General features: G+C 65.5%; 20 protein-coding genes. 10 read left to right on the forward strand and 10 right to left on the reverse strand.

Annotated elements, in window-relative coordinates:
* Positions 1 to 46: 46 nt before the first annotated feature.
* The 6 genes from B1756_RS18570 to B1756_RS18595 form a co-directional block, all read right to left on the reverse strand.
* Positions 47 to 916 carry a cohesin domain-containing protein gene (locus B1756_RS18570; protein WP_086889902.1) on the reverse strand — a complete coding sequence of 290 codons (870 nt, stop codon included), beginning with the start codon at positions 914 to 916 and terminating at the stop codon, positions 47 to 49.
* Positions 916 to 2,256, reverse strand: a complete 1,341-nt coding sequence (locus B1756_RS18575; RefSeq protein WP_086889903.1) for a DUF7350 domain-containing protein — start codon at positions 2,254 to 2,256, stop codon at positions 916 to 918. Before B1756_RS18575 ends, B1756_RS18570 begins: the two co-directional genes overlap by 1 nt.
* Before the next feature lie 84 nt (positions 2,257 to 2,340).
* On the reverse strand, positions 2,341 to 3,606 hold the full coding sequence (locus B1756_RS18580; RefSeq protein ID WP_086889904.1) for a DUF7405 family protein: 1,266 nt from the start codon (positions 3,604 to 3,606) through the stop codon (positions 2,341 to 2,343).
* A gap of 142 nt (positions 3,607 to 3,748) precedes the next feature.
* The gene (locus tag B1756_RS18585) at positions 3,749 to 3,934 is read right to left on the reverse strand and encodes a hypothetical protein (RefSeq protein ID WP_086889905.1); all 186 of its coding nucleotides are present in this window, start codon (positions 3,932 to 3,934) and stop codon (positions 3,749 to 3,751) included.
* A 42-nt stretch (positions 3,935 to 3,976) separates the two neighbouring features.
* Positions 3,977 to 4,282: a hypothetical protein gene (locus B1756_RS18590; RefSeq protein WP_086889906.1), complete on the reverse strand. Its 306-nt coding sequence runs from the start codon at positions 4,280 to 4,282 to the stop codon at positions 3,977 to 3,979.
* A gap of 504 nt (positions 4,283 to 4,786) precedes the next feature.
* Positions 4,787 to 5,680 (reverse strand): 1,4-dihydroxy-2-naphthoyl-CoA synthase, encoded by an 894-nt coding sequence (locus tag B1756_RS18595; RefSeq protein WP_086889907.1) that lies wholly within the window; start codon positions 5,678 to 5,680, stop codon positions 4,787 to 4,789.
* 228 nt (positions 5,681 to 5,908) lie between these two features.
* Between B1756_RS18595 and B1756_RS18600 the strand changes: the two genes are divergently transcribed.
* Positions 5,909 to 6,850: a J domain-containing protein gene (locus B1756_RS18600; RefSeq protein WP_086889908.1), complete on the forward strand. Its 942-nt coding sequence runs from the start codon at positions 5,909 to 5,911 to the stop codon at positions 6,848 to 6,850.
* 67 nt (positions 6,851 to 6,917) lie between these two features.
* Here the strand turns inward: B1756_RS18600 and menD are convergent, their stop codons facing one another.
* Entirely contained in the window at positions 6,918 to 8,720 is a 1,803-nt protein-coding gene (gene menD, locus B1756_RS18605; RefSeq protein WP_086889909.1) for a 2-succinyl-5-enolpyruvyl-6-hydroxy-3-cyclohexene-1-carboxylic-acid synthase, read from the reverse strand.
* Positions 8,717 to 10,150, reverse strand: a complete 1,434-nt coding sequence (locus B1756_RS18610; RefSeq protein ID WP_086889910.1) for an isochorismate synthase — start codon at positions 10,148 to 10,150, stop codon at positions 8,717 to 8,719. Before B1756_RS18610 ends, menD begins: the two co-directional genes overlap by 4 nt.
* Before the next feature lie 204 nt (positions 10,151 to 10,354).
* Between B1756_RS18610 and B1756_RS18615 the strand changes: the two genes are divergently transcribed.
* Positions 10,355 to 10,654, forward strand: a complete 300-nt coding sequence (locus tag B1756_RS18615) for a hypothetical protein (protein WP_086889911.1) — start codon at positions 10,355 to 10,357, stop codon at positions 10,652 to 10,654.
* A 204-nt stretch (positions 10,655 to 10,858) separates the two neighbouring features.
* Positions 10,859 to 11,083, forward strand: coding sequence for a ribbon-helix-helix domain-containing protein (locus B1756_RS18620; RefSeq protein ID WP_086889912.1), 225 nt, complete (start codon positions 10,859 to 10,861; stop codon positions 11,081 to 11,083).
* Positions 11,084 to 11,121: 38 nt separating this feature from the next.
* Here B1756_RS18620 and B1756_RS18625 read toward each other — a convergent pair whose 3' ends face one another.
* The gene (locus B1756_RS18625) at positions 11,122 to 11,310 is read right to left on the reverse strand and encodes a DUF7550 family protein (protein WP_086889913.1); all 189 of its coding nucleotides are present in this window, start codon (positions 11,308 to 11,310) and stop codon (positions 11,122 to 11,124) included.
* Between the two features lie 118 nt (positions 11,311 to 11,428).
* Here B1756_RS18625 and B1756_RS18630 point away from each other — a divergent pair, with 118 nt between their 5' ends.
* The 6 genes from B1756_RS18630 (at position 11,429) to B1756_RS18655 (ending at position 17,153) form a co-directional block, all read left to right on the forward strand.
* A complete protein-coding gene (locus B1756_RS18630) occupies positions 11,429 to 12,178 on the forward strand; it encodes a hypothetical protein (protein ID WP_152031341.1) in 750 nt (249 codons plus the stop codon).
* Positions 12,175 to 13,548, forward strand: coding sequence for a hypothetical protein (locus tag B1756_RS18635; protein WP_086889915.1), 1,374 nt, complete (start codon positions 12,175 to 12,177; stop codon positions 13,546 to 13,548). The genes B1756_RS18630 and B1756_RS18635 overlap by 4 nt, the downstream gene beginning before the upstream one ends.
* Before the next feature lie 58 nt (positions 13,549 to 13,606).
* Positions 13,607 to 14,422, forward strand: a complete 816-nt coding sequence (gene hisF / locus B1756_RS18640) for an imidazole glycerol phosphate synthase subunit HisF (RefSeq protein WP_086889916.1) — start codon at positions 13,607 to 13,609, stop codon at positions 14,420 to 14,422.
* A 332-nt stretch (positions 14,423 to 14,754) separates the two neighbouring features.
* Positions 14,755 to 15,570, forward strand: coding sequence for a hypothetical protein (locus B1756_RS18645; protein ID WP_086889917.1), 816 nt, complete (start codon positions 14,755 to 14,757; stop codon positions 15,568 to 15,570).
* Positions 15,571 to 15,689: 119 nt separating this feature from the next.
* Positions 15,690 to 16,592 carry a hypothetical protein gene (locus B1756_RS18650; protein ID WP_086889918.1) on the forward strand — a complete coding sequence of 301 codons (903 nt, stop codon included), beginning with the start codon at positions 15,690 to 15,692 and terminating at the stop codon, positions 16,590 to 16,592.
* A gap of 72 nt (positions 16,593 to 16,664) precedes the next feature.
* A complete protein-coding gene (locus B1756_RS18655) occupies positions 16,665 to 17,153 on the forward strand; it encodes a cupin domain-containing protein (protein WP_086890264.1) in 489 nt (162 codons plus the stop codon).
* Between the two features lie 65 nt (positions 17,154 to 17,218).
* On the opposite strand, the gene B1756_RS18660 is transcribed toward B1756_RS18655, so the two are convergent.
* Positions 17,219 to 17,503, reverse strand: a complete 285-nt coding sequence (locus B1756_RS18660) for a DNA-directed RNA polymerase subunit L (protein WP_086889919.1) — start codon at positions 17,501 to 17,503, stop codon at positions 17,219 to 17,221.
* 137 nt (positions 17,504 to 17,640) lie between these two features.
* Here B1756_RS18660 and B1756_RS18665 point away from each other — a divergent pair, with 137 nt between their 5' ends.
* A complete protein-coding gene (locus B1756_RS18665) occupies positions 17,641 to 19,524 on the forward strand; it encodes a rhomboid family intramembrane serine protease (RefSeq protein ID WP_086889920.1) in 1,884 nt (627 codons plus the stop codon).
* Positions 19,525 to 19,801 lie beyond the last annotated feature (277 nt).

Raw genomic sequence — 19,801 nt, forward strand, 5'->3', positions numbered from 1 at the left:
TTGGCATTCTCACCAGCGGTCGCCGCATTCGCCCGTCCAGTACAGGCTACGGACGGCGGCCACGCAGCCACATCGCGAGTGCGCCGACGACACCGGTGGCGGCCCCGAACGCGGCGAATCCAGGCACCGCGTCGGTGGCCGACTCGTCGCTCGAGGCGGTCTCACCGTCATCGTCAGACGCGGACTCGTCACCCGATCCGCCGTCCGCCGGTGGTGTGGCGTCGTCAGTATCGTCGTCGGTTACCTGGTCCGCTTCCGATCCAGATCCGGACTCGTCGTCCCCCTCGAGGTCGTCCGCGAACGTCACGCCCTGGGGCCCTCCGTCGTCGTCCGCGTCGTCCAGTTCGTCCTCGGCGCCGCCGTCGACGTGGATCGTCGCGTCACGGCTGATCGGATACACCGGCCAGTCGCTCGGCCGATACGCCTGTGCATTAGTGAGGTCGACCGTGGTCGAGGTCGAACCCACGTCGTCCGGTACGTCGAACGTGATCGTCGCGGCGGCCTCGTATCCGGTCCCGCCGTCGCCAACTGGGTCGCGCTCCTGTTCGACGGTCACCCGCCCCTCGTCCTCGTCGATCTCGGCGTCGGTCACGAGTTCGACGTCGTCATCATCCCCGAGCATCGACTCGTGTTCGACCTCTGACGCGATCAGGACGTCCGGGTCGTAGTCGACGTCGAACGAGAGCGACGCCAGACCGTCACCGCTCGAGTCGCCGTGGTCGTAGGCGACGACCTCGAGCGTGATCGTCTCGCCCGAGTCGACCGCGTGTTCGGATTCCTCGAACTCGAGCAGGGACGTCCCGTCGCCGGCGATCACCGCTCCCGGAACGGCGACGAATACCGCGAGGGCACAGCCGAGAACGACGAGCGCTACGAGCAGGAGACGCGTTCGCCTCGAGTGGCTGTTCGCCTGCATCAGCCACCCTCCGGCACGACCAGTTCGACCGACGGCATCTCGAGGAACGCCGTCTCGTAGCCCTGGTGACGCGCCACCTGCGGCGGGGACCGAACGACGATCTCGACCGAGTCGCCCGCCTCGGTCGAGGGCACCGTCGCCCCGTAGTGGTGGTCGTACGTCCCGTCGAGCGTCTGCTCGAGCGCGGTTTCGGCTATCTCCTCGCCGTCTCGTTCGACGATCACGTCGAGGGACATGTCCGCGAGCGGGACCCGGTTGTACGGCGTCCGGGGCGACACCAGCAGGTACTCCTCGTCGTCACCGCCAGCCAGCCGGTGACCGGACTCGAGGACGGTCACGAGGAAGCGTGCGTCTCCGCTGCTCGGCAGGTCGTAGGTCGATTCCGGCACGCCCGAATCACCGTCGTCCGCCTCGAGCAGGAGGGTCCCGGGGTACTCGTCGACGTCCGGGAGCGCGGAGTAGGGGACGTCGTGGTGGCCCTCGTGATGATCGTCGTGGTGGCCCTCGTGATGATCGTCGTGGTGGCCCTCGTGATGATCGTCGTGGTGGCCCTCGTGATGATCGTCGTGGTGGCCCTCGTGATGATCGTCGTATCCACCGTGGTCCATCGGTGGCAACGCCCCCTGTCGACCCCAGTCTGCCTCGTCAAGCCACTCTACCCCGCCGACGACCTCGTGGCGGAACTCGTCGTCGTAGACGAACTCGAAGCTCGCTGTCTCGGGCTCCTGGAATCGATCCTCGAGGTCGCCGGTCGTCCGCGTCGACAGCGGCGGGAGCGTCACCTCGACAGTATACGTGCCGTCTTCGGGCAGTGCGACGTTATCGCCGAAGTGAAAGCCCATCTCCTGTGAGATCATCGTCCACGGCGACAGCGGCGTCCCGACTGGGTCGCCGTCGCGCTCGAGGCGAATCTCTGCGCCGTCGTCGACCGGGAGGACGACGCCAGTTTCGCGATCCCAGAGGGTGAACATGAGATGGACGCCGCGGCCCTCTTCCGGGTCTTCGCGCTGGACCGATTGCTCGTCGGTACCCGCGACGATCCAGAACGGATGCGGGTACGAGAGCATCGGCGCCAGTGCGACGTCGCCAGCCTCGATGGGCTCGAGCATCCGCATCGACTCCATGTGTGTCGGGACGTACACCGCGTCCGGTGGATCCTCGACCTCGACGAAGTCCGGAACCGCCTCGATATCGTCTTCGGTCCCGGTGTCGGTGTCGCCGGGATCGGTTCCGTCGTCCGTCTCTCCCGAATCGGCACAGCCCGCGAGCGCGAGCATCGCCGCCGTTCCCGCCGCTGTTCGCCCGATGAACGTCCGTCGATCGATCGTATCGTCTTGCATTGTCGTGCGTTGTCCGTCTTTGTGTCACTCTCACGTCGTTCGGTCCCCCGTTTGGCCACCGTTTCGGTGGGGTAGATCGTCCGCTTACCCCGGATCCGCCACCGGAAGTGCCCGCAACGAACGCGGCGGGACGAGGTAGTTCCCCCGGCGCTCGACGAAGATGTAGTGGCGAATCCCGTTGTTGGCCATCGAGACGTCGAGGTCCTCGCCGTTCATCGCCTCACGAACGCGAACGAACTCGTCGACCGCTCGCTGCAGCGAGAGGAAGTGCAACCCGGGTCGATCGCCGTCGACCGTGTTGAAGTCCCGCCGCAAGAGCAACGGATCGCCGTCCTCGCGCGCTCGAGCGGCCTTCTGGGCGTGCCCGACGACGCCCCGGTCGCGCGCGTCGTCGGCCGTCGACGCGATCACCTCGTCGGTGACGAGACTCGAACCACCCAGTTCCTCGCCGACGCCACCGACCAGATCGTCAGCCGCGTGCGCTGGGCTGAACAGCTTCGAGACCCGCTGGTAGTGGTTCTCCTGGTCGAACCACTGGGTGAGGTTGATCGCCATCGACTCGACGTGCTGGGTCGTCCCCCCGGCGAAGGAGCCGTCCTCGATAGTCACCCGGTCCTCGGTCGCCTGACTGTCGGTAAACCCCGCTCGAAAGCCCATGAAAAACGGTGCCTCCTCGGGAACGCTGTCGGGAACGCCGTCGAGGTCGGCGTAGTCGGCGGGTAGTCCCGCACCGACGAATCCCGTCCGGCGCTGCTCGTCGACACGGGCGAAGACGTCGGTAAGGTCCACCTCGAGGTCGACGCCGTTCACCTGTTCGCGCTCGCCGAAGAGGGCCTCTTCGGCCTCGAGGACGACCGACGGCCGGTCGCTCGCGAGGTGGATCAGCGCGTCGTAGGCGTCGAAATCGGGCGACTCGCCGGATGTGAGCGCCTCGGGGGCCGGCAGGTCGACGGTGTCGGGAAGGGACTCGTCGAACCGGTCGAAGTACGATGGCGTGTAACCGACCGTGAACACGAGCCCCTCGTTGCTCCACTCGTAGGCCCGTTCGAGCGTTCGAAACGCCGTCTCGACCGTCTCGCGGGCGTCGTCGTCGACGACGGTCGTCAGCTCGATGGGGACCAGAACGTGGTGTTCCGGCAGCGCCACGTTCCCGTCGTCGTCGGTCGCGACCGTATCGTTCCAGGCGTGCTGGCGCTCCGGCAGGGCGTCTGGATCGTCGGTTCCCGACGGCACGTCCGGCTCGCCGTCGCTCGTCTCGAGACACGCTGCGAGGGCACTCAGGCCACCGGCAGCGACGAGTGCGCGTGCGTACTCACGACGAGACAGGGACGAACGGTCGAAACGCGTCACTGTCAGTAGCTGGGTCCGTGGCAGTCAAATGGTTTTCTTTGCCCGACAAATTCTACTGTCATCTCTGACGCCGGAGAGTGGGGTCTGTTCGGCCGAGACACAGGGGACCGAGAGACTCGAGTCGGTCGAATCCGCCAGATTGTCACTCGCCGGTGAGGTCCTCCACGTGCTGTTCGGCCTGCTCTTCGTTCCCGAACGAGCTATTGAGCGTTCCCTCGAACTCGCCCTGTCGAACCTGTTCGGCGAGGTCCGAGCCGAGCGTCGAGGTGTGAAGCCGTTCGCCCTCGCGATATGTGTGCAATTCCGTCGCTGACGGTTTCGACGTCACCGGACGCGACGGCCTGTTTCTCCTCGTCGTCGAGTTCGACCGTCATCGAGATGGTGTCGTCGACATCGTAGGTGGTCGCCTCGTCGCCATCCAGACTTCCCTCATCGCCTTGACGTTCGGTGCCACCCGCATCGTCCCGGTTCCCATCCCGTCACCGAACCCGTCGCTTCCGTCGTCTCGAGCGTCGCCAGCAGTCGAACCGGAATCGTCCGAACCTCCCGTGGGCCACTCGTCGTCGGTACCGGCATCATCGTCCGCATTCTCGTTCTCGAGGCAACCAGCGACGGTCGCGATCCCACCACCGAAAACAGCGCCGAGGAACGACCGCCGCCGCGCCGAATTTGTCATCAAAGTAATTATTCTATCTTTCTACGAGGAGAAAATCCCCGTCGGTTACGACGGACGTGAATCCGACAACGTCGACACACCCTCGTTCAGCAGCAATACGGATGTTTGAGTGGAATTGTATTTAGGTTGACATACACCGAGACGGTCACACCGCCCACTCAAATGCAGAATATCGGGACTCCGAGGCCCGGAACGTTCGAGATACCCTCTCGAACCCTGTGGGGTCTCGGTCAGAAGATAACTCCGAGTCCCCTGCCGGGATAGGAGCAACGGCGGTGTGGCCCCGTCCTCAGAAATCAAAGATTTCTGATGGGCTGTGCGAGACCTCCGTTCTCGTGAACGCCATCGGCCTGTCATCTCGATAGGACGTCAACCAGCAAATATCCCAACTCAGCGGTGCGGTACCGTGGGATGCCTCGCCGTCGTCGGGCTATGCCCGACTGCCTGAGGGATCTTCGATCCCTCTCCGTTTACGGCGAGGAGGAGGTCACTTCCGACCTGGATCTAGTAGTGCCAGGGGTAGTCGTCGAACTCGGGATCGCGGCCCTCGACGAAGGCGTCCCGGCCCTCCTTCGCCTCGTCGGTCATGTACCCCAGTCGAGTTGCCTCACCGGCGAACACCTGCTGGCCGATCATCCCGTCGTCGGTCATGTTGAACGCGTACTTGAGCATCCGCATCGCCGTCGGACTCTTCTGGTTGATCCGTTCGCCCCACTCGAGGGCCGTCTCCTCGAGTTCCTCGTGGGGGACGACCTCGTTGACCATTCCCATCTCGGCAGCTTCCTCGGCCGAGTAGGTCTTCCCGAGGAAGAACACTTCGCGCGCCTTCTTCTGGCCGATCTGCTTCGCGAGGTACGCGGAACCGAAGCCAGCGTCGTAGCTCGCCACGTCGGGATCGGTCTGGAGGAACTTCGCGTGTTCCTCACTCGCCAGCGTCATGTCACAGACGACGTGCAGGGAGTGACCGCCGCCGGCGGCCCACCCCGGCACGACGCAGACGACGACCTTCGGGATGTGGCGGATGAGACGCTGAACCTCGAGGATGTGCAGCCGACCCTGTTCGGACGCCCGGTCTTCGTCGCCTTCGTATTGATACCCGTCGTCACCCCGGATGGTCTGGTCACCACCCGAACAGAACGCCCAGCCACCGTCCTTCGGCGACGGCCCGTTACCCGTCAGCAGGACGCAACCGACGTCTGTCTGGCGCTTTGCGTGATCGAGCGCATCGTACAGTTCGTCGACGGTTCCCGGCCTGAACGCGTTGCGCACCGCGGGCCGATCGAACGCGATTCGGACCGTCCCCGAGTCGATCGAACGGTGATACGTGAGGTCCTGAAATTCGTCGTGTAACGGTTCGACCGGTTCCCACTTCGCCTCGTCGAACAGTTCCGATACCATTGCTCGAGTGTGGCCGCCCGGTCGTGAAATAGGTTCTCGTCCCGGGGATCGCAATCGTTCCAGTTGCCGTTCACGGCCCGTATCCGAGTAGCACATCTGACACGACGATACTCGAGTTCTGTATAGCACGGTATAGTTTATCAGTTGTATATGGGCCGGACCCAACGTTCTCTCAGGACCAGTCAACCAGATAAATTATCACGATCGCCGACGTAGCAGAGGCACCCGATGGGTGAGACGTACTACGACGTACTCGAGATCGATCCGGAAGCCAGCCGGGACGAGATCGAGTCTGCCTACCGCGAACGGGTCCTCGAAACCCATCCAGACCACAACGACGCACCCGACGCCAGCGAGCAGTTCCAGCGCGTCTCACGTGCGAAAGACGTCCTGACCGATGGCGACGAACGCGCCCGCTACGACCGACTCGGCCACGACGCTTACGTCCGCCTCGCCGAACACGCCACGGGCGACGAACACGACGGAAATTCCCGGTCTGGAACCGACGCCCACACTACCTCCAGAGCATCCACGACCTCCCGGTCGACCGACGACTCGAGCGCCAGGACCAGCGCGTCCTGGAGTGGAGGGACGACCAGTCGAACCACCAGTTCTGGACGCACGAACGCGACTGGCGGAACGTACCGCGGATCGAGCGCGAAACGTGCGCGGACTCGAGCGGCCACCGCATCCGGTTCCACGGCCGATGGCTCGAGTGGTGGTATGGGACCGTCCGCGAGCGCCTCGAGTGGCGGCGCGGTCGACTCAACGCAGCAGACCACTTCCTCGAGCTTTCGGTACGCCGTCCACGACTGGGATGGCCAGATCGACTTCGAGTGGACCGGCCGGGAGGTTACCCACTCGACGGCGGTAACGGTCGGCTGTCTCTGGCTACTGTATCCGGCGTTCGTCGCCACGAGCGTGCTGCCGGCCGCGCCGCTGGCTGTCAACGTAATCCTTGCGGCCTGTACGATCGCAATCGTCGGCTACCTCCTCACCTGGCCGCGTCTCTCGGCCGTGCTCTTTGGCTCCTGGAGCCTCCTGTTCCCGATCGGCCTGGCTGTGATCGACGCCGTCTCGCTGTTCTCGATCGTCGGTCTCACCGCGCTCGGGTTCGCGTGGGTACCCTTCGGCTACGCACTCGGGCTCTGGTGGGCGCTGCAACCCTGACCGCCACCGGCCACCAGTACCCGTCGGCCACGAGCCACCGACCGCCATCCGTCGACTCTCATCCGCCTCAGACGCCGTCGTCCTCGAGTGTGCCGTAAACCCGTTCGGCGAGGGCCTCTCGCCGTCGGTGACTCGGTTCCGAATCGAACGCGACGCGAAGGATCTCCGTGCCCGGACGTTCGAGCGAGCGTTCGTATGCGGATTCGAAGTCCTCGGGAGCCACGGACTCGAACGCGAGGCCGTAACAGTCGGCGAGCGCCTCGAACTCGAGGCCGTGGGGTGTCTTGAACTGCTCGGTGAAGGGTGGATCGAACGACTCGATAGGAAGCCTGTGAAAGATCCCGCCGCCGTCGTTGTCGAGGAGGACGATCGTCGCATCGACGTCACAGCGGTCGATCGCGAGCAGGCCGTTCGAATCGTGGTAGAACGCGAGGTCGCCGGTGACGAGGACCACCGAATCGTCGGCCGCGCTGCCCGCGCCCAGTGCCGTACTCGTGATACCGTCGATGCCACTCACGCCGCGGTTCGCAAGGACGGTCAGGTCGGCCACTCGAGGAGCGCCAAAGCGGTCTGCGTCGCGGATCGGCATGCTGTTCGAGACGAAGACGGTCGCCGGATCGGGCGCGGATTCGAGAGCAGTGGCGACGATCGCGCCCTCGAACGGCTGATCGGCGAGCGCCGACGCCTCGCACGCGCGGTCACGAATCGACCAGTGAGTTCGCTCTGCCCGGTCGACAGCGGCGAGCCAGTCGTTCGAGCGACCGTCTTCGGTCGCCGAAGGCTGGCTATCCAGTCGGTCGGCCAACGCGGCAAACGTCGGGCCCGGAGCGGCGGCGAGCAAGTCGGTCGCGGTGAACGTCGCCTCTCGCCACGTACCGGCCCGATCGATCAGGAACTGGTGAGCGTCTGCGTCCCGAAGGGCGTGTCGCAACGGTTTCGAGGTCGGCGACGCGCCGAACCGGAGGACGACGTCGGGATCGGGAATCGCGTCGACGTAGCCGTCGTAACCACCGCAGACGAGCGAACCGCCGCTCCCCTCGATGTGTGGGCCAAATCGCAGCCCCGAGAGCGGATCGGCGAAGACGGGCGCACCGACGTGATCGGCGACGGTCAGAACGTCCGCCGGTTCGAGTGCCTGCAACTGGGCGGGGTCTGCGGGCCCGGCGACGATCAGCGGGCGGTCCCCAGACTCGAGGCCTTGGAGGAGACCCTCGAGTTGCTCGTCTCGTGGAACCGTCGCTCCCGACTCGATTTCGACGAACGGCCCGTCCCGGCCTCGACCGGCGAGCGTCTCGCCGAACGACTCGGGCACCGCACCCGGCGTCTCGGTCGGCTCGAGGGGCTTGCGAAACGGGCAGTTGAGGTGGACCGGCCCCGGTTCGATACCGGTGGTTTCAGCGAGGGCACGGGCGGCCGTCGTTCGCAAACTTCGAACCTTCCGCTCGTCGGCTTCCGGATCGGGAAGTTCCGCGTACCAGCGGACGGCGTCGCCGTAGAGTTTGACCTGGTCTGCGGTCTGGTTCGCGCCGCTGTCGCGAAGTTCGTGCGGCCGATCGGCCGTCAGCACGAGCAGCGGGATGCGAGCGCGGTCGGCCTCCATGACGGCCGGGTGAAAGTTCGCTGCAGCGGTCCCGGAGGTACAGACGAGTGCCGTCGGCTCGCCGGTCCGGCGGGCACGTCCCAGTGCGAAAAATGCCGCCGAGCGCTCGTCGAGGTGCGAAAAGATCCGAACGGCTGGATGCTCCGCGAAAGCGACCGTCAACGGCGTCGACCGGCTCCCCGGCGCGAGACAGACGGCCTCGAGACCGCCTTCCGCCAGTTCGTCGACGAGCGTCCGCCCCCAGAGGGTCGCGCGATTCGGTGCCGTCATCGTAGTGCCTCGAGAATCGGTCGGAACTTCAGCTGGACTTCCTCCCACTCCGCTTCGGGGTCGCTGTCGGCGACGATTCCGTTGCCGGCGAACAGCGTCACCTGATCGTCCGAGGCGACGCCGGATCGCAGTCCGACCGCGAACTCGCCGTCACCGTCTCCGTCGAACCAGCCGACGGGGCCGGCGTACCAGCCGCGGTCGAACGACTCGGTATCCCGAATCGTCTCCCAGGCGAGGTCCGGCGGGACGCCGCCGACGGCGGGTGTGGGGTGTAACGCTTCGGCGAGTTCGAGGACGTGTCGATCCTCGGTGAGCGTTCCCGAAATCGGCGTCCGGAGGTGCTGGATGTTCGCCAGCCTTCGCACCCGTCGGTCGTCGATCGACAGCGAGTCGACGAACGGCTCGAGCTGGCCGCAGATCGCCTCGACCACGAGGTCGTGTTCGCGGCGGAGTTTGTCGTCGGCGAGCATCCGGTCGGCGTGCCGTTCGTCTTCGGCGGGCGTCTCGCCACGCGGGCCAGAGCCCGCGAGTGCTTCCGTTTCGACGGTCTCGCCGCGCTTGAAGACGAGCCGTTCCGGTGGTGCGCCGAAGAACGTTCCCGACTCTCTCTCGCCACCGATCGCGAAGCGATAACAGGTCGGGTACGCGCTGCGGAGTCGCTCGAGGGTCTGACCGAGGTCGAGTGACTGCTCGAGCGTCGCGGTCAACGCCTGGGCGAGGACGACCTTTCGGAGGTCGCCGTCGTCGATGCGCTCGAGTGCTGCCTCGAGCTGGGCGGTCCATTCCGCCGGGGTCGTCGTCCGCGACGTGTCCTCGACGCCGGGGCCGTGATCTGCCGACGACGTCGGTGCGTCCTCGGGAGCCGTCTGTAACCACTCGGCCCATCGCTCGAGCCGGTCGACTGCGGCTTCATCGTCGGATGCGAGCACGGTCACCCAGTTCTCGTCCTCACCGGTTCGGACGACCTGTACCGCAGGGAGAACGAACGCGGCCGAGTCGAACCCCTCCCAGGTCGGGTCCGACGTGCGGTCGTCGTGAAACGCGAAGCCGCCGAACACCCGGGGACGAGCGGTCGCCGGCCCGTCGTACTCGAGGCGGTCGAACAACTCACCCGCCTGGTGTCGGACCCGATCGAATCGGTCGGGCCCGTCGGCGGTGATCCGGGCAGCGACACCGTAGCCAGCGATCTCGAGCCCGGTCGAGTCGGCCCACTGGATCGGGAACGATCGCACGCGCCGCTCGCACGAGTCGGCGGGGTCACGTGAGGAGTCAGTGCCGGTAGGGGCGGTCACGGGTACGGAAACGGAAATTGAGACGGGGACGCGATCGTCCAGTTCGAACCGCTGGCTGCGGCCGACGAGTGCCTTCCCCGTGTCGGTGACCGGGGACGAATCGCCTGTAACGACCCGCTCACCTGGCGTCCGGTCCATCGTGAAACGGTCAGGACCGGGTCGCCTTCAGCCTAACTATCCGATCGACGACCGGACGTGGCTCGAAGCCGATCGTAACGATCGACTTCGCCCGCAATGGGGTGTTCGAAGCGGCGTGAACGATTCGAAACAGTGGTACAAGCGCCGACTACCGGCTGAAACCCTCGCCACGACTTTGGTCTGGCTGGGCCAGGCTGTGGGTGTATGGCGTCCAAACAGCAACTCGCAGAACAGGAGGTATCCGGACAGGCAGCCGAAGATGTTACCCAACAGGCGATGGGGCCGGCGTTTCTCGCGGCGGCCGCCTCGGTCGGACTCGCCTGGTACTACTTCTTCCTCCGGGGAGACCGTGAGCGGGGACTCTTCGTCGGCCTCTGGCCACCGACCATCCTCGCGTTCGCCAGCTACTTCAACCAGCGAAAGATGCGCCAGCAACTCGAGTCGATCACCCAGCCCGGCACCACGCTGAAAAACGCGATCGACTCGATGATGGGCAACCGATAATCGGAACGGTTCGACGCGATCGACGAACGGTCGACCCCATCACCGGGTCGTCGGTCGACGGCAGGCCTCGAGTGAGATCGAACGACCTTGAGCGACCGGTAACACACGATCTCGAGAGGGTCAGAAATCACCCGCTGGGACCGGATTCGACTCGAATATAGTCCCCGTCAGACCTAAATACCCCCTTACCGAAACCCGAATCAGATGCCGAAAATAGAGATCACCATTCCGGAGCATCTCGAGATGCAGATCGCCCAGATGGTCGAGCGTGGGGAGTTCGTCAACCGAGAGGAGGCGATCGAGGACCTGCTGTCGACCGGGATCAAAGCCTACAAAACCAGCGGCCCGATGGAAGACGAAGACCCTGCCGGTGCCGGCGGCTTCGAAGACGACGGCATGATGGGCCACGACGACGAATACGTCTTCTAATCCGTCTCAGTTCAGTTACGAGTCGACCACTCCCGTGTTCAGAGACCGACCGCAAGCAGCGGGACGCCGAACGTAACCGCAACGCCGACGACAAGCACGAAAAAGCCGATCACGACCGATCGAAAGCTGTACTCGCTCATCGGCGCCGTCACACGCGGGGCGTCGAGGTCGTGCCCCACGTCGGCTGCCGTATCGTCGCCCGTCTCTTCTTCCGTCTCCGTTGTCATACTCGCTCGTTCTCGGCTCGAGCCCTTAAACGCACCTCTCGCGTGCGAGCGGTAGCGACGTGTGCGACCCGGCCCGGAACCCGGAAACTTATGTTACGAGGGTGGAATTTCGCAGTGAATGCCCTCCACAGACCGCTCGAGACGTGAGGTGCTCTCACTGACGGGGAGCAGCCTCGCCGTCGCCGCTGGAACGGCTCTCGCCGGCTGTACCGGGACCGATGGGACTGCGCCGGACGACGAGCCTGACGACGAATCGGTTCACGACGCCGCAGAAAGGCCGCCCGGTCACACCGAACTCGAGGACGACGAAGACGTCCTCTCGCTGAGGGCCGACGACGCCGATCCCGTCGTCTTCGAATCCGAAGCCGACGTTCCGGAAGACGACCGCGAGTATTTACGCGGGTCGTTCCACGTCATCGACGACGACGGTGCCGCGGCACTGTACGTCGACGGGAACGCCGAACAACGGGAGACTATCGAGCAGTTCGTCGACGAAACCGACTTCGAGACCCAGTCGATTTTCGTCGACCAGCGAACGATCGGCGACTGTTACGATCTGGTCTTCCTCGGTGCGGAGGCGAGTGAGGACTCGGTCAGGACCGCCTACTGCCGGTCACTCAAATCACCGACGACGCCGTGTGAAACCGACCACGAGGTCGTCGAAGCCGTGGTCGTTCGGCTCGGCCGACCGTACGACGATCCGCCCTCGGGTCGCCAGTCCAGCATGTCCGGCTCGTGCCCGCCGTCAGCCGACGTTGACGACACCGTGGGTGCCGACACAGGTGCTGCATCCGGGGACGGTACGAACGAGAGCGCTGCAGCCGACGAGACGGCCACGCCCACTCGATTCGAGGAGGTGAACCGATGACCGACGGATGTAGACGGCGGGGGTTCCTCGCCGGGATCACGGCCGTTTCGAGCGTCGCCGTCGCCGGCTGTAACGGGCTGCCGTGGGAAGACGAATCGACGTCGACGGCCTTCCCCGCCGAGGAGGCGGCGACGATCCTCACCGCCGACGCGCCGGCCCCCGACCCGCCCGCGCCGATCGATCCCTCGCCGGAAGCACTCGAGTCGGCCCTCGAGCGAACCGTCGACCTGCTCGCGGCGGTTCCCGACCCGCTCGAGGCCGAGCACGTCCCGAACGGCGAGATTCGCGAAGAGATCGACCGGGCGCGAGAAGACGCCACCGACGCGCTCACAGACTACACCGACGACGGAACGGTTGCGGCGATCGATCCGACCGACCTGTCCGCCGACGACCGGTACCACGCGTTCCGGGCAACGGTCGACGCCCGGGAGTCGGCTCGGGAGGCTGCGGTCGCGTACGCGGCGATCGACGACGAGTCGATCGCAGACGAGCTTCGAACGGAGCACGGCGACGTCGCCGATTTCGAAGGGGGGCTCACAGCCCTCGAGTATCTGGGCGAAGACACCGACGTGGGACGGTTGCGTGGCGCACTGGTCGCAACCACCGCCGAATCGGACCTCGAGCGTGCAGCCCGGCGCGTCGAGCACGTCTCGATCGCCGACGCGACCACGGTACTCGACCTCGGCGAGGCCGCCGGAGGTCTCGAACACGCCGCCGCGACCGACGACGTGCACACGCACCTCGACGAGCGGTACGAGGACTCACTCGAATCGCCGACCGATCTATCGGACGTCTTCGAACGCGTCGTCACCGACGCCCTCGACTACGCCGACGAACTCGACCTTCCGGACAGCTACGACGACAGCTGGGTCGACGACCTCGTCGACGCCGACCTCGAGGACGATCACCTGCTCGAGCGACTCGTCTACGACTCGTTCTGGCCGCTCTATCAGGCCCGGGACGACCTCGCGGAGGCCGCCGACGAGGATCGACCGGGAGACGGCCTGGATGCCGCGCTCAGACTCGAGACCCACCGGCGAGCGTTCGAACGGGTTCGCGAGCGGATCGACGACGGAGAACTCGGTCACCCACTTTCGGCCGAGGACATTCGGGCCGAACGCGAGTCGGCGATCGAGGCTGCCGAGGATGCTCTCGAGTCGATTACAGGCCCATCACCGGGTTCCGAACTGCTCGCGAGCACGCTCGAGGAACTGGAATGGCTCGACGACCGAATCGATCGTCGAATCGAGCGCAGCCCCGATACGAACCACTCCCTTGGATCGGAGTACCGCGACTACGTCAGCCTCGACGCGCGGCTCTCGGTGCTCTCCGACGCCGTGAGGTCCTATCGCGGATCATTGCTCGCGTAAGCGAAGCTGCCCGATCCAGACGGCTTTACTACCCGGGGTGCGAACGGTCGTGCAAGAAATGGCACTGACGAAGCGAATCATCCCCTGTATCGACGTCGACGTCGACGACGACGGGAACCCGGCGGTCTACACCGGCGTCCACTTCGAGGACCTCGAATACACCGGCGACCCGGTCGAGATGGCCCGCGCGTACAACGAAGCCGGGGCAGACGAGTTCGTCTTCCTCGACATCACCGCCTCGGCCCACGGGCGCGAAACCATGCTCGACGTCGTCGAACGCGTCGCCGACGAGGTCTTCATCCCCCTGACCGTCGGCGGCGGCATCCGCACGACAGACGACATCAAGGAGACCCTCCGCGCGGGCGCGGACAAGGTCTCGATCACCACCGGCGCGCTCGAGCGGCCGGAACTGGTCAACGAGGGCGCAGCGGCCTTCGGTAGCCAGTGCATCGTCATCAGCGTCGACGCCCGACGCCGGTTCGACGAGGACGGTGAACACTACGTCGAGGTCGACGGCGAGTCCTGCTGGTTCGAGTGCACGAAGAAAGGCGGCCGGGAGGGAACCGGGATCGACGTCCTCGAGTGGGCTGCAGAAGCCGAGTCCCGCGGTGCAGGCGAGCTGTTCGTCAACTCGATCGACAAAGACGGTACCAAAGACGGCTACGACGTCCCGCTGACGAAGGCCGTCTGTGAGACCGTCGACACGCCCGTCATCGCTTCCTCGGGTGCCGGCAGCCCCGAGCACATGTACGAGGTGTTCACCGAGGCCGGTGCCGACGCCGGACTCGCCGCTTCCATCTTCCACTTCGACGAGTATTCGATCGAGGAGGTAAAGGAGTACCTCGACGAGCGCGACGTCCCGGTTCGGATTTGAACCGCGAACGAACGGAGTGAGCGAGCGGCATTTTGGTCCAGATTTTTGCGCGAGTGGTGAACATCGTGAACCCGAGTGCAAAAAGGTGGAAACGGAGTACCTCGACGAGCGCGACGTCCCGGTTCGGATTTGAACCGCGAACGAACGGAGTGAGCGAGCGGCATTTTGGTCCAGATTTTTGCGCGAGTGGTGAACATCGTGAACCCGAGTGCAAAAAGGTGGAAACGGAGTACCTCGACGAGCGCGACGTCCCGGTTCGGCTCTGACGACGTCGGCGTTTTCGGGGCAGGGTTTCAGTACGCTTATAGCCACGCAGTCGTGCCCTACTACCAGTGAAGTGGCGGTGTACGTGGTGTGGCAAACCACACGAGTCGAACGATCCGCCCTGTGACGAGTGCGGCCACAACGTCTTCGAAGAGGCGGTCGTCCGTGCCGATCCCGACGAAGACGACGGTACCGTCGACACTGGCATCACCTACGTCTGGCGGTGCCAGAACTGCGGGCGTGACCACGTGCGAAACAATCCGCCCTGTTCTCGCTGTGGCAACCACGACCTCGAGAAACGGGAACAGACATACGACGAGGTCGACAGCGAACTCGAGACCCCGAGCTGGCTCGAGGTCGCCCGGCCCTACTTGCCCGTTTTCGCCGTCGTGGCCATCGTCCTCGCGCTGTTCGTGACGGGCATTATCCCGCCGTCTATCCTGCCGGGGATCGGCCAGCCGTCGCCACCCGACGCTCCGGGCGATGCGAACGCAGCGGCCGGTCTCGAGTTCGAAACCACGGAAGCAGAGATTTACGCCCAGCTCGAGGCCGACCGCGAGGTCGAACGGACGGCAGACGACGGGCTCGCCGGCTTCGCCGAGTTCTACAACCGGAACGTCGTCCGCGAACAGACCGGCACCGACGCCGAGGGAGTCGACCCGCGTGAATTCGGCCTGGACCCCAACGAGCCGTTCGCACTCGAGGTCGTCGGACTCGAGACCGACCTCGGTGGCTACGAGGGCGAAACCGAACTCGCCGGCGTGGTCGCCGACGCGCTGGTGGATGCTGGCGGTGACGATGTGCTCGGCGAGGAGTACGACGCCGAGGGCGTGGACCTGCACTATCACGACGGGACGCTGTTCGTCGTCTACGTCGCGCAGTGAGTTCGGCGGCCGGCGTACGGGTCCGATCGGCCACTGCTGGCAGGAGCTCCCACCTGACAGAGTGAAATCGCTCCTTCACCTAGCTGAAAGCATATGCCCCCACGGAAGAACGAACGAATATGGACACCCCCACTCGCCGCACGCTCCTGACCGGTTCTGCAGGAACGCTTGCCCTCCTCGCTGCAGGCTGTCTCGACGACGGCGCAACCAGCGGGAACGACGCCGGACCCAACGGCGAAGACGACTCGAGCAACGAAGACGGCGCTGGCGACGGTGAAGAGCCACGCGACGACCGGCTCACCGAAGAGCCGCGCGTCGACGAGCCACCCCACGAGATCGATTCACCGGAGCCACCCGAGGACGACCCCGACGAGTGGAACGACCACTACCTCGGCGAGCACATCGAAACCGAGCCGACCCTCGAGTTCGAGGCCATCCACGGCGTCTCCCTCGAGGAGCCGACCCTGGCCGGTGGCTTCGAGGTCGAACCGTCGTCCGAGGACGCCGCGGGCAACGATTCCGCTAGCGACGGTGACGAACAGGGTGCCGACGATTCGGTGACCGACCCCGCCGAGGAACCGCCGACCAACGCTCCCTCGGAATCCGAGCCCGAACCTGCGCCGGTCGACGGCGAGTTCGCCGTCCACCTCCTCGAGGACGACGACGACCTGACGGACGTCTCGTTCGACCGAGCCGACGAGGACGGTCGAACCGTACTCGAGGCCGTCGACTTCGACGAGCAGGTCGTCGTGGTCGTCGAATCTGGCTGGGGCTCGAGTTCGGTTCGTCACCAGTGGGTTCGCGTCGAGGAACCCGACGACGACGGCGCGATCGACCTCCACGGTTACTACACCGACCCGCAGGTCCAGACCCACGATTACACGACGCGTCACTCGGCAGTCGTCGTCGACCGCCCCGACGAGGACGTCGCGTTCGCCCGCATCCGCCTCACCGTGAGCGAAGACCACCGCGTGAACGTCAACTCCACGGAAGGCCTCGTCTCGCTCGAGCGAGAGGAGTAAGGCATTCGTTTCCCGGCGTCCCGCCTGAAGATGGCGACGGAAAACTACCACGCTCGCCATCCTGCCTTCGGTATGGGCCAGGTCAACGAAACCGACCTCGAGTGGGCCGAATACGACGAGGACGACGCGACGTTCAGGCGGAAACGACTCGGCGAGGCAGCCGATTCGGAACGACTCGGCTGTAGCCTCTACGAACTCCCGCCGGAATCGCGCGCGTGGCCGTACCACTACCACACCGCGAACGAAGAGGCGTTGTACGTCCTCGCGGGCAGCGGAACGCTCAGACTCGACGGCGAGACGCACGCACTCGAGGCCGGGGATTTCGTCGCGTGTCCAGCCGACGAATCCGGCGGTCACCGGGTGTGCAACGATTCCAACGACCCCCTGCGATACCTTGCGATATCGACGATGGTGGAGCCGGACGTAACTGTCTACCCGGAGCGAGAGAAACTCGGCGTCTTCGTCGGTTCACCGCCAGGCGGCCGGGGCGAACGATCCCTGCACGGGTACTATCCGCTCGACGCCGACGTCGACTACTGGGAGAGCGATGACGAACGATGAACCGTGAGAGCACCGGCAGAATCGAGAGCGATCGAGAATGATCGAGTGCGGTAAGAACGAGCCGGTCAGGCTGCCGCTTCGAACGCCTCACGGAAGGTAACTGCCTTCTCGCGGACGTCCGCTGCAGCCTCCTCGAGCGCGTCGAGTGGGTCGACGCCGCCTTCGGTCTTGATCGTCAGGATCGGCTCGGTCTGGCCACCGGACTGCTCGGGGTTGACGTCGTACGTCGCCGCACGAACGTCGTCGTGCTCGAGTAGGGTGCCCTTGAGTACGTTCATGAACGTGTGGTCCTCGCCCGCGATCTCGATCGAGAGTTCTTCCTCGCTGCTCTCGGTGACCCGCAGTTCCATACTGACGTACTGCGTTCGTCATCCGCTTGTACCTTTCGAAGCCCGTCGTGGCCGGCCGAACGCAGCCTGCGAGCCGAGACGGGACGCCGATTCGTTCGAAAGTAACCACTATACCCCCTCCGTCGAACCACTGGAACATGCTCTCGTTCGTCGGCCCCGTTCTCGCCGCGGTCGTGGTACTCTCGGTAGTGGGGTCGATCGCCGTCGTCCGCTGGCTGCAGGAGCCGCCTCGAGGCTGGTACGAGGTTGCCTCCGCTCGGCTGGTCTACGGCGTCCCGTGGGGGACGCTGATCGTGCTGTCGATCGTCCTCGCTGTCTACCTGTTCGTCCAGGACGGGGTCACCGATCCGTCGAACCCGGTGTCGCTCCCGTTCCGTTCCTGGTCGTACTTCTCGCCGCTCGGGATGGCGCTGGGATCGTTCGCACACGCCAGCTTCGGCCACCTGCTCGGGAACGTCGCCGGTGCGCTCGTCGTCGCACCGATCGCCGAGTACGCGTGGGGACACTACCCGCAGACGCGCAGTGGCGACGACTCGAGCACCCGATCGGGGCTCGGAGGGGCTCTCGAGACGGCCTGGGTCACCCCCTGGGTTCGCGCAGCGGTGATCTTTCCGCTCGCTGTCGTCGTGATCGGGCTGGTGACCAGCCTGTTCTCGCTCGGCCCGGTCATCGGCTTCTCCGGACTCGTCTACGCCTTCGCCGGATTCGCGATCGTCCGTTACCCGATTACCACGCTCCTCGCGACGACGCTCCTGCAAAGTGCCGTCCTCACCACCTACCGGGCCCTCCAGACGCCAGTGCTCGTCTACGTCGCCGAAGCCAGCCCGCCGTCGCCACCGTCGTGGGCGACGATCGCGATCCAGGGTCACGCTCTGGGCTTCTTCCTCGGACTGGTCTGTGGGTTGCTCGTACTCGAGCGGCGGTCCGTTAGACCCGATCCACTGCACGTCTGGCTCGCGATCTTGCTCTTTGCGATCTCGAAAGGGCTGTGGCAGATCTACTGGTTCGGCGAGGGTAACACCTTCCTGCGATTCCAGGGTCCCGGACTCGCGATCGTCGCAATCCTCGCACTCGTCATCACGCTCGCCATCGTCGCCTCGAGTCGGCCCCTGTTGCCGCCGGGGCTCGACGGCCGACTGCGACGGACGCTCGAACGACTCCCGGGGAACGAAGCGGGCCGGACGACGGACCCACCGTCGCCGCTCGAGCGCCCGCTGGAACTGGCACAAAGCGCGGACCTCGGGTCGGCTCGCTCGGCAGTCCGTCTCGATCGGGTGACCAGCCTCGCTGCCGGCGGTCGAACGGACGACCGACCGCCGCTCTCGCCGAGTACGCGCCGTGGAGCGGCGTTCTTCGTCGTCCTGTTCGTCGTGGCGATTCTCGCCGGGATGGCCGTGCCGACGAACCTGTTCGTCCTCGCAGAGCCGACCCACGATCCGGAAACCGCGATCGAAATCGAGGGCTACGCCGTCGAGTACGCCGAATCGACGGACAACCAGCTCGTCTCCGGAATCGGTATCGAGGCGATCGAGAGCGACGAGGGGCTCGAGGCCAGCGGCGTGATCGTCTCGAGTGCGGATCGAAACCTCTGGCTCGAGGAGGTCTCGAGCGATCAGCTCGCTTTTAGCGGGAACGAATCGATTACCGTGGGTGGCCCCGGCTGGCGCGAAACGGTCTACGCCGAACGGACCGGCTGGGACGTCGTCGGCAACGAGACGGTGTACAACGTCCACCTGTCCGGCCCCGACGACGAGCGCCTCGCGTTCGAGTCCGGCGGTGCCGTCGCGGATCCGCAGGTCGCAGGCCAGCGGCTGGCCGTCGTCCCGCAGGACGGCGACTTCTACGTCGGCGCTGGCGACTCGGTCGAAGAGGGGCTCGAGGGTGCACCCGTCCCGGCCGCAAACGAGTCGGTCGACGTCGGCAACGTCACCGTCGAGCGCGATGCCGACGGCGAAACGCTGTACGCAGTCGCCGACGGGACGAGGGTCGCCATCGCGAACGAGGAGACGTACCGGGGCTGACGACACCGCTGGACCCCGTGGACGATCACGGGACAGCTGTACGCTCTCCGGACAGGGAGTCCAGCCGACCCAGAGACCAGCGTCCGTGGTATCCGGGGTGCAAACCGGCCCGTCGTAGCGATTTCGATCGACCCGTTCGCCGACGACGTCCCTCGAGTGGTCGCCCAGAATCGCGGTACGCAATCCGTATCGTCACTCACGACCGTCGAACACTCTCCTGTACGGGGACGTTTCTTCGCTGCCGCGTGAGGCAATCGCGTTAACCGTGACGTGGCAC

It is taken from the genome of Natrarchaeobaculum aegyptiacum, from assembly GCF_002156705.1.
GTDB classification, from domain to species: domain Archaea; phylum Halobacteriota; class Halobacteria; order Halobacteriales; family Natrialbaceae; genus Natrarchaeobaculum; species Natrarchaeobaculum aegyptiacum.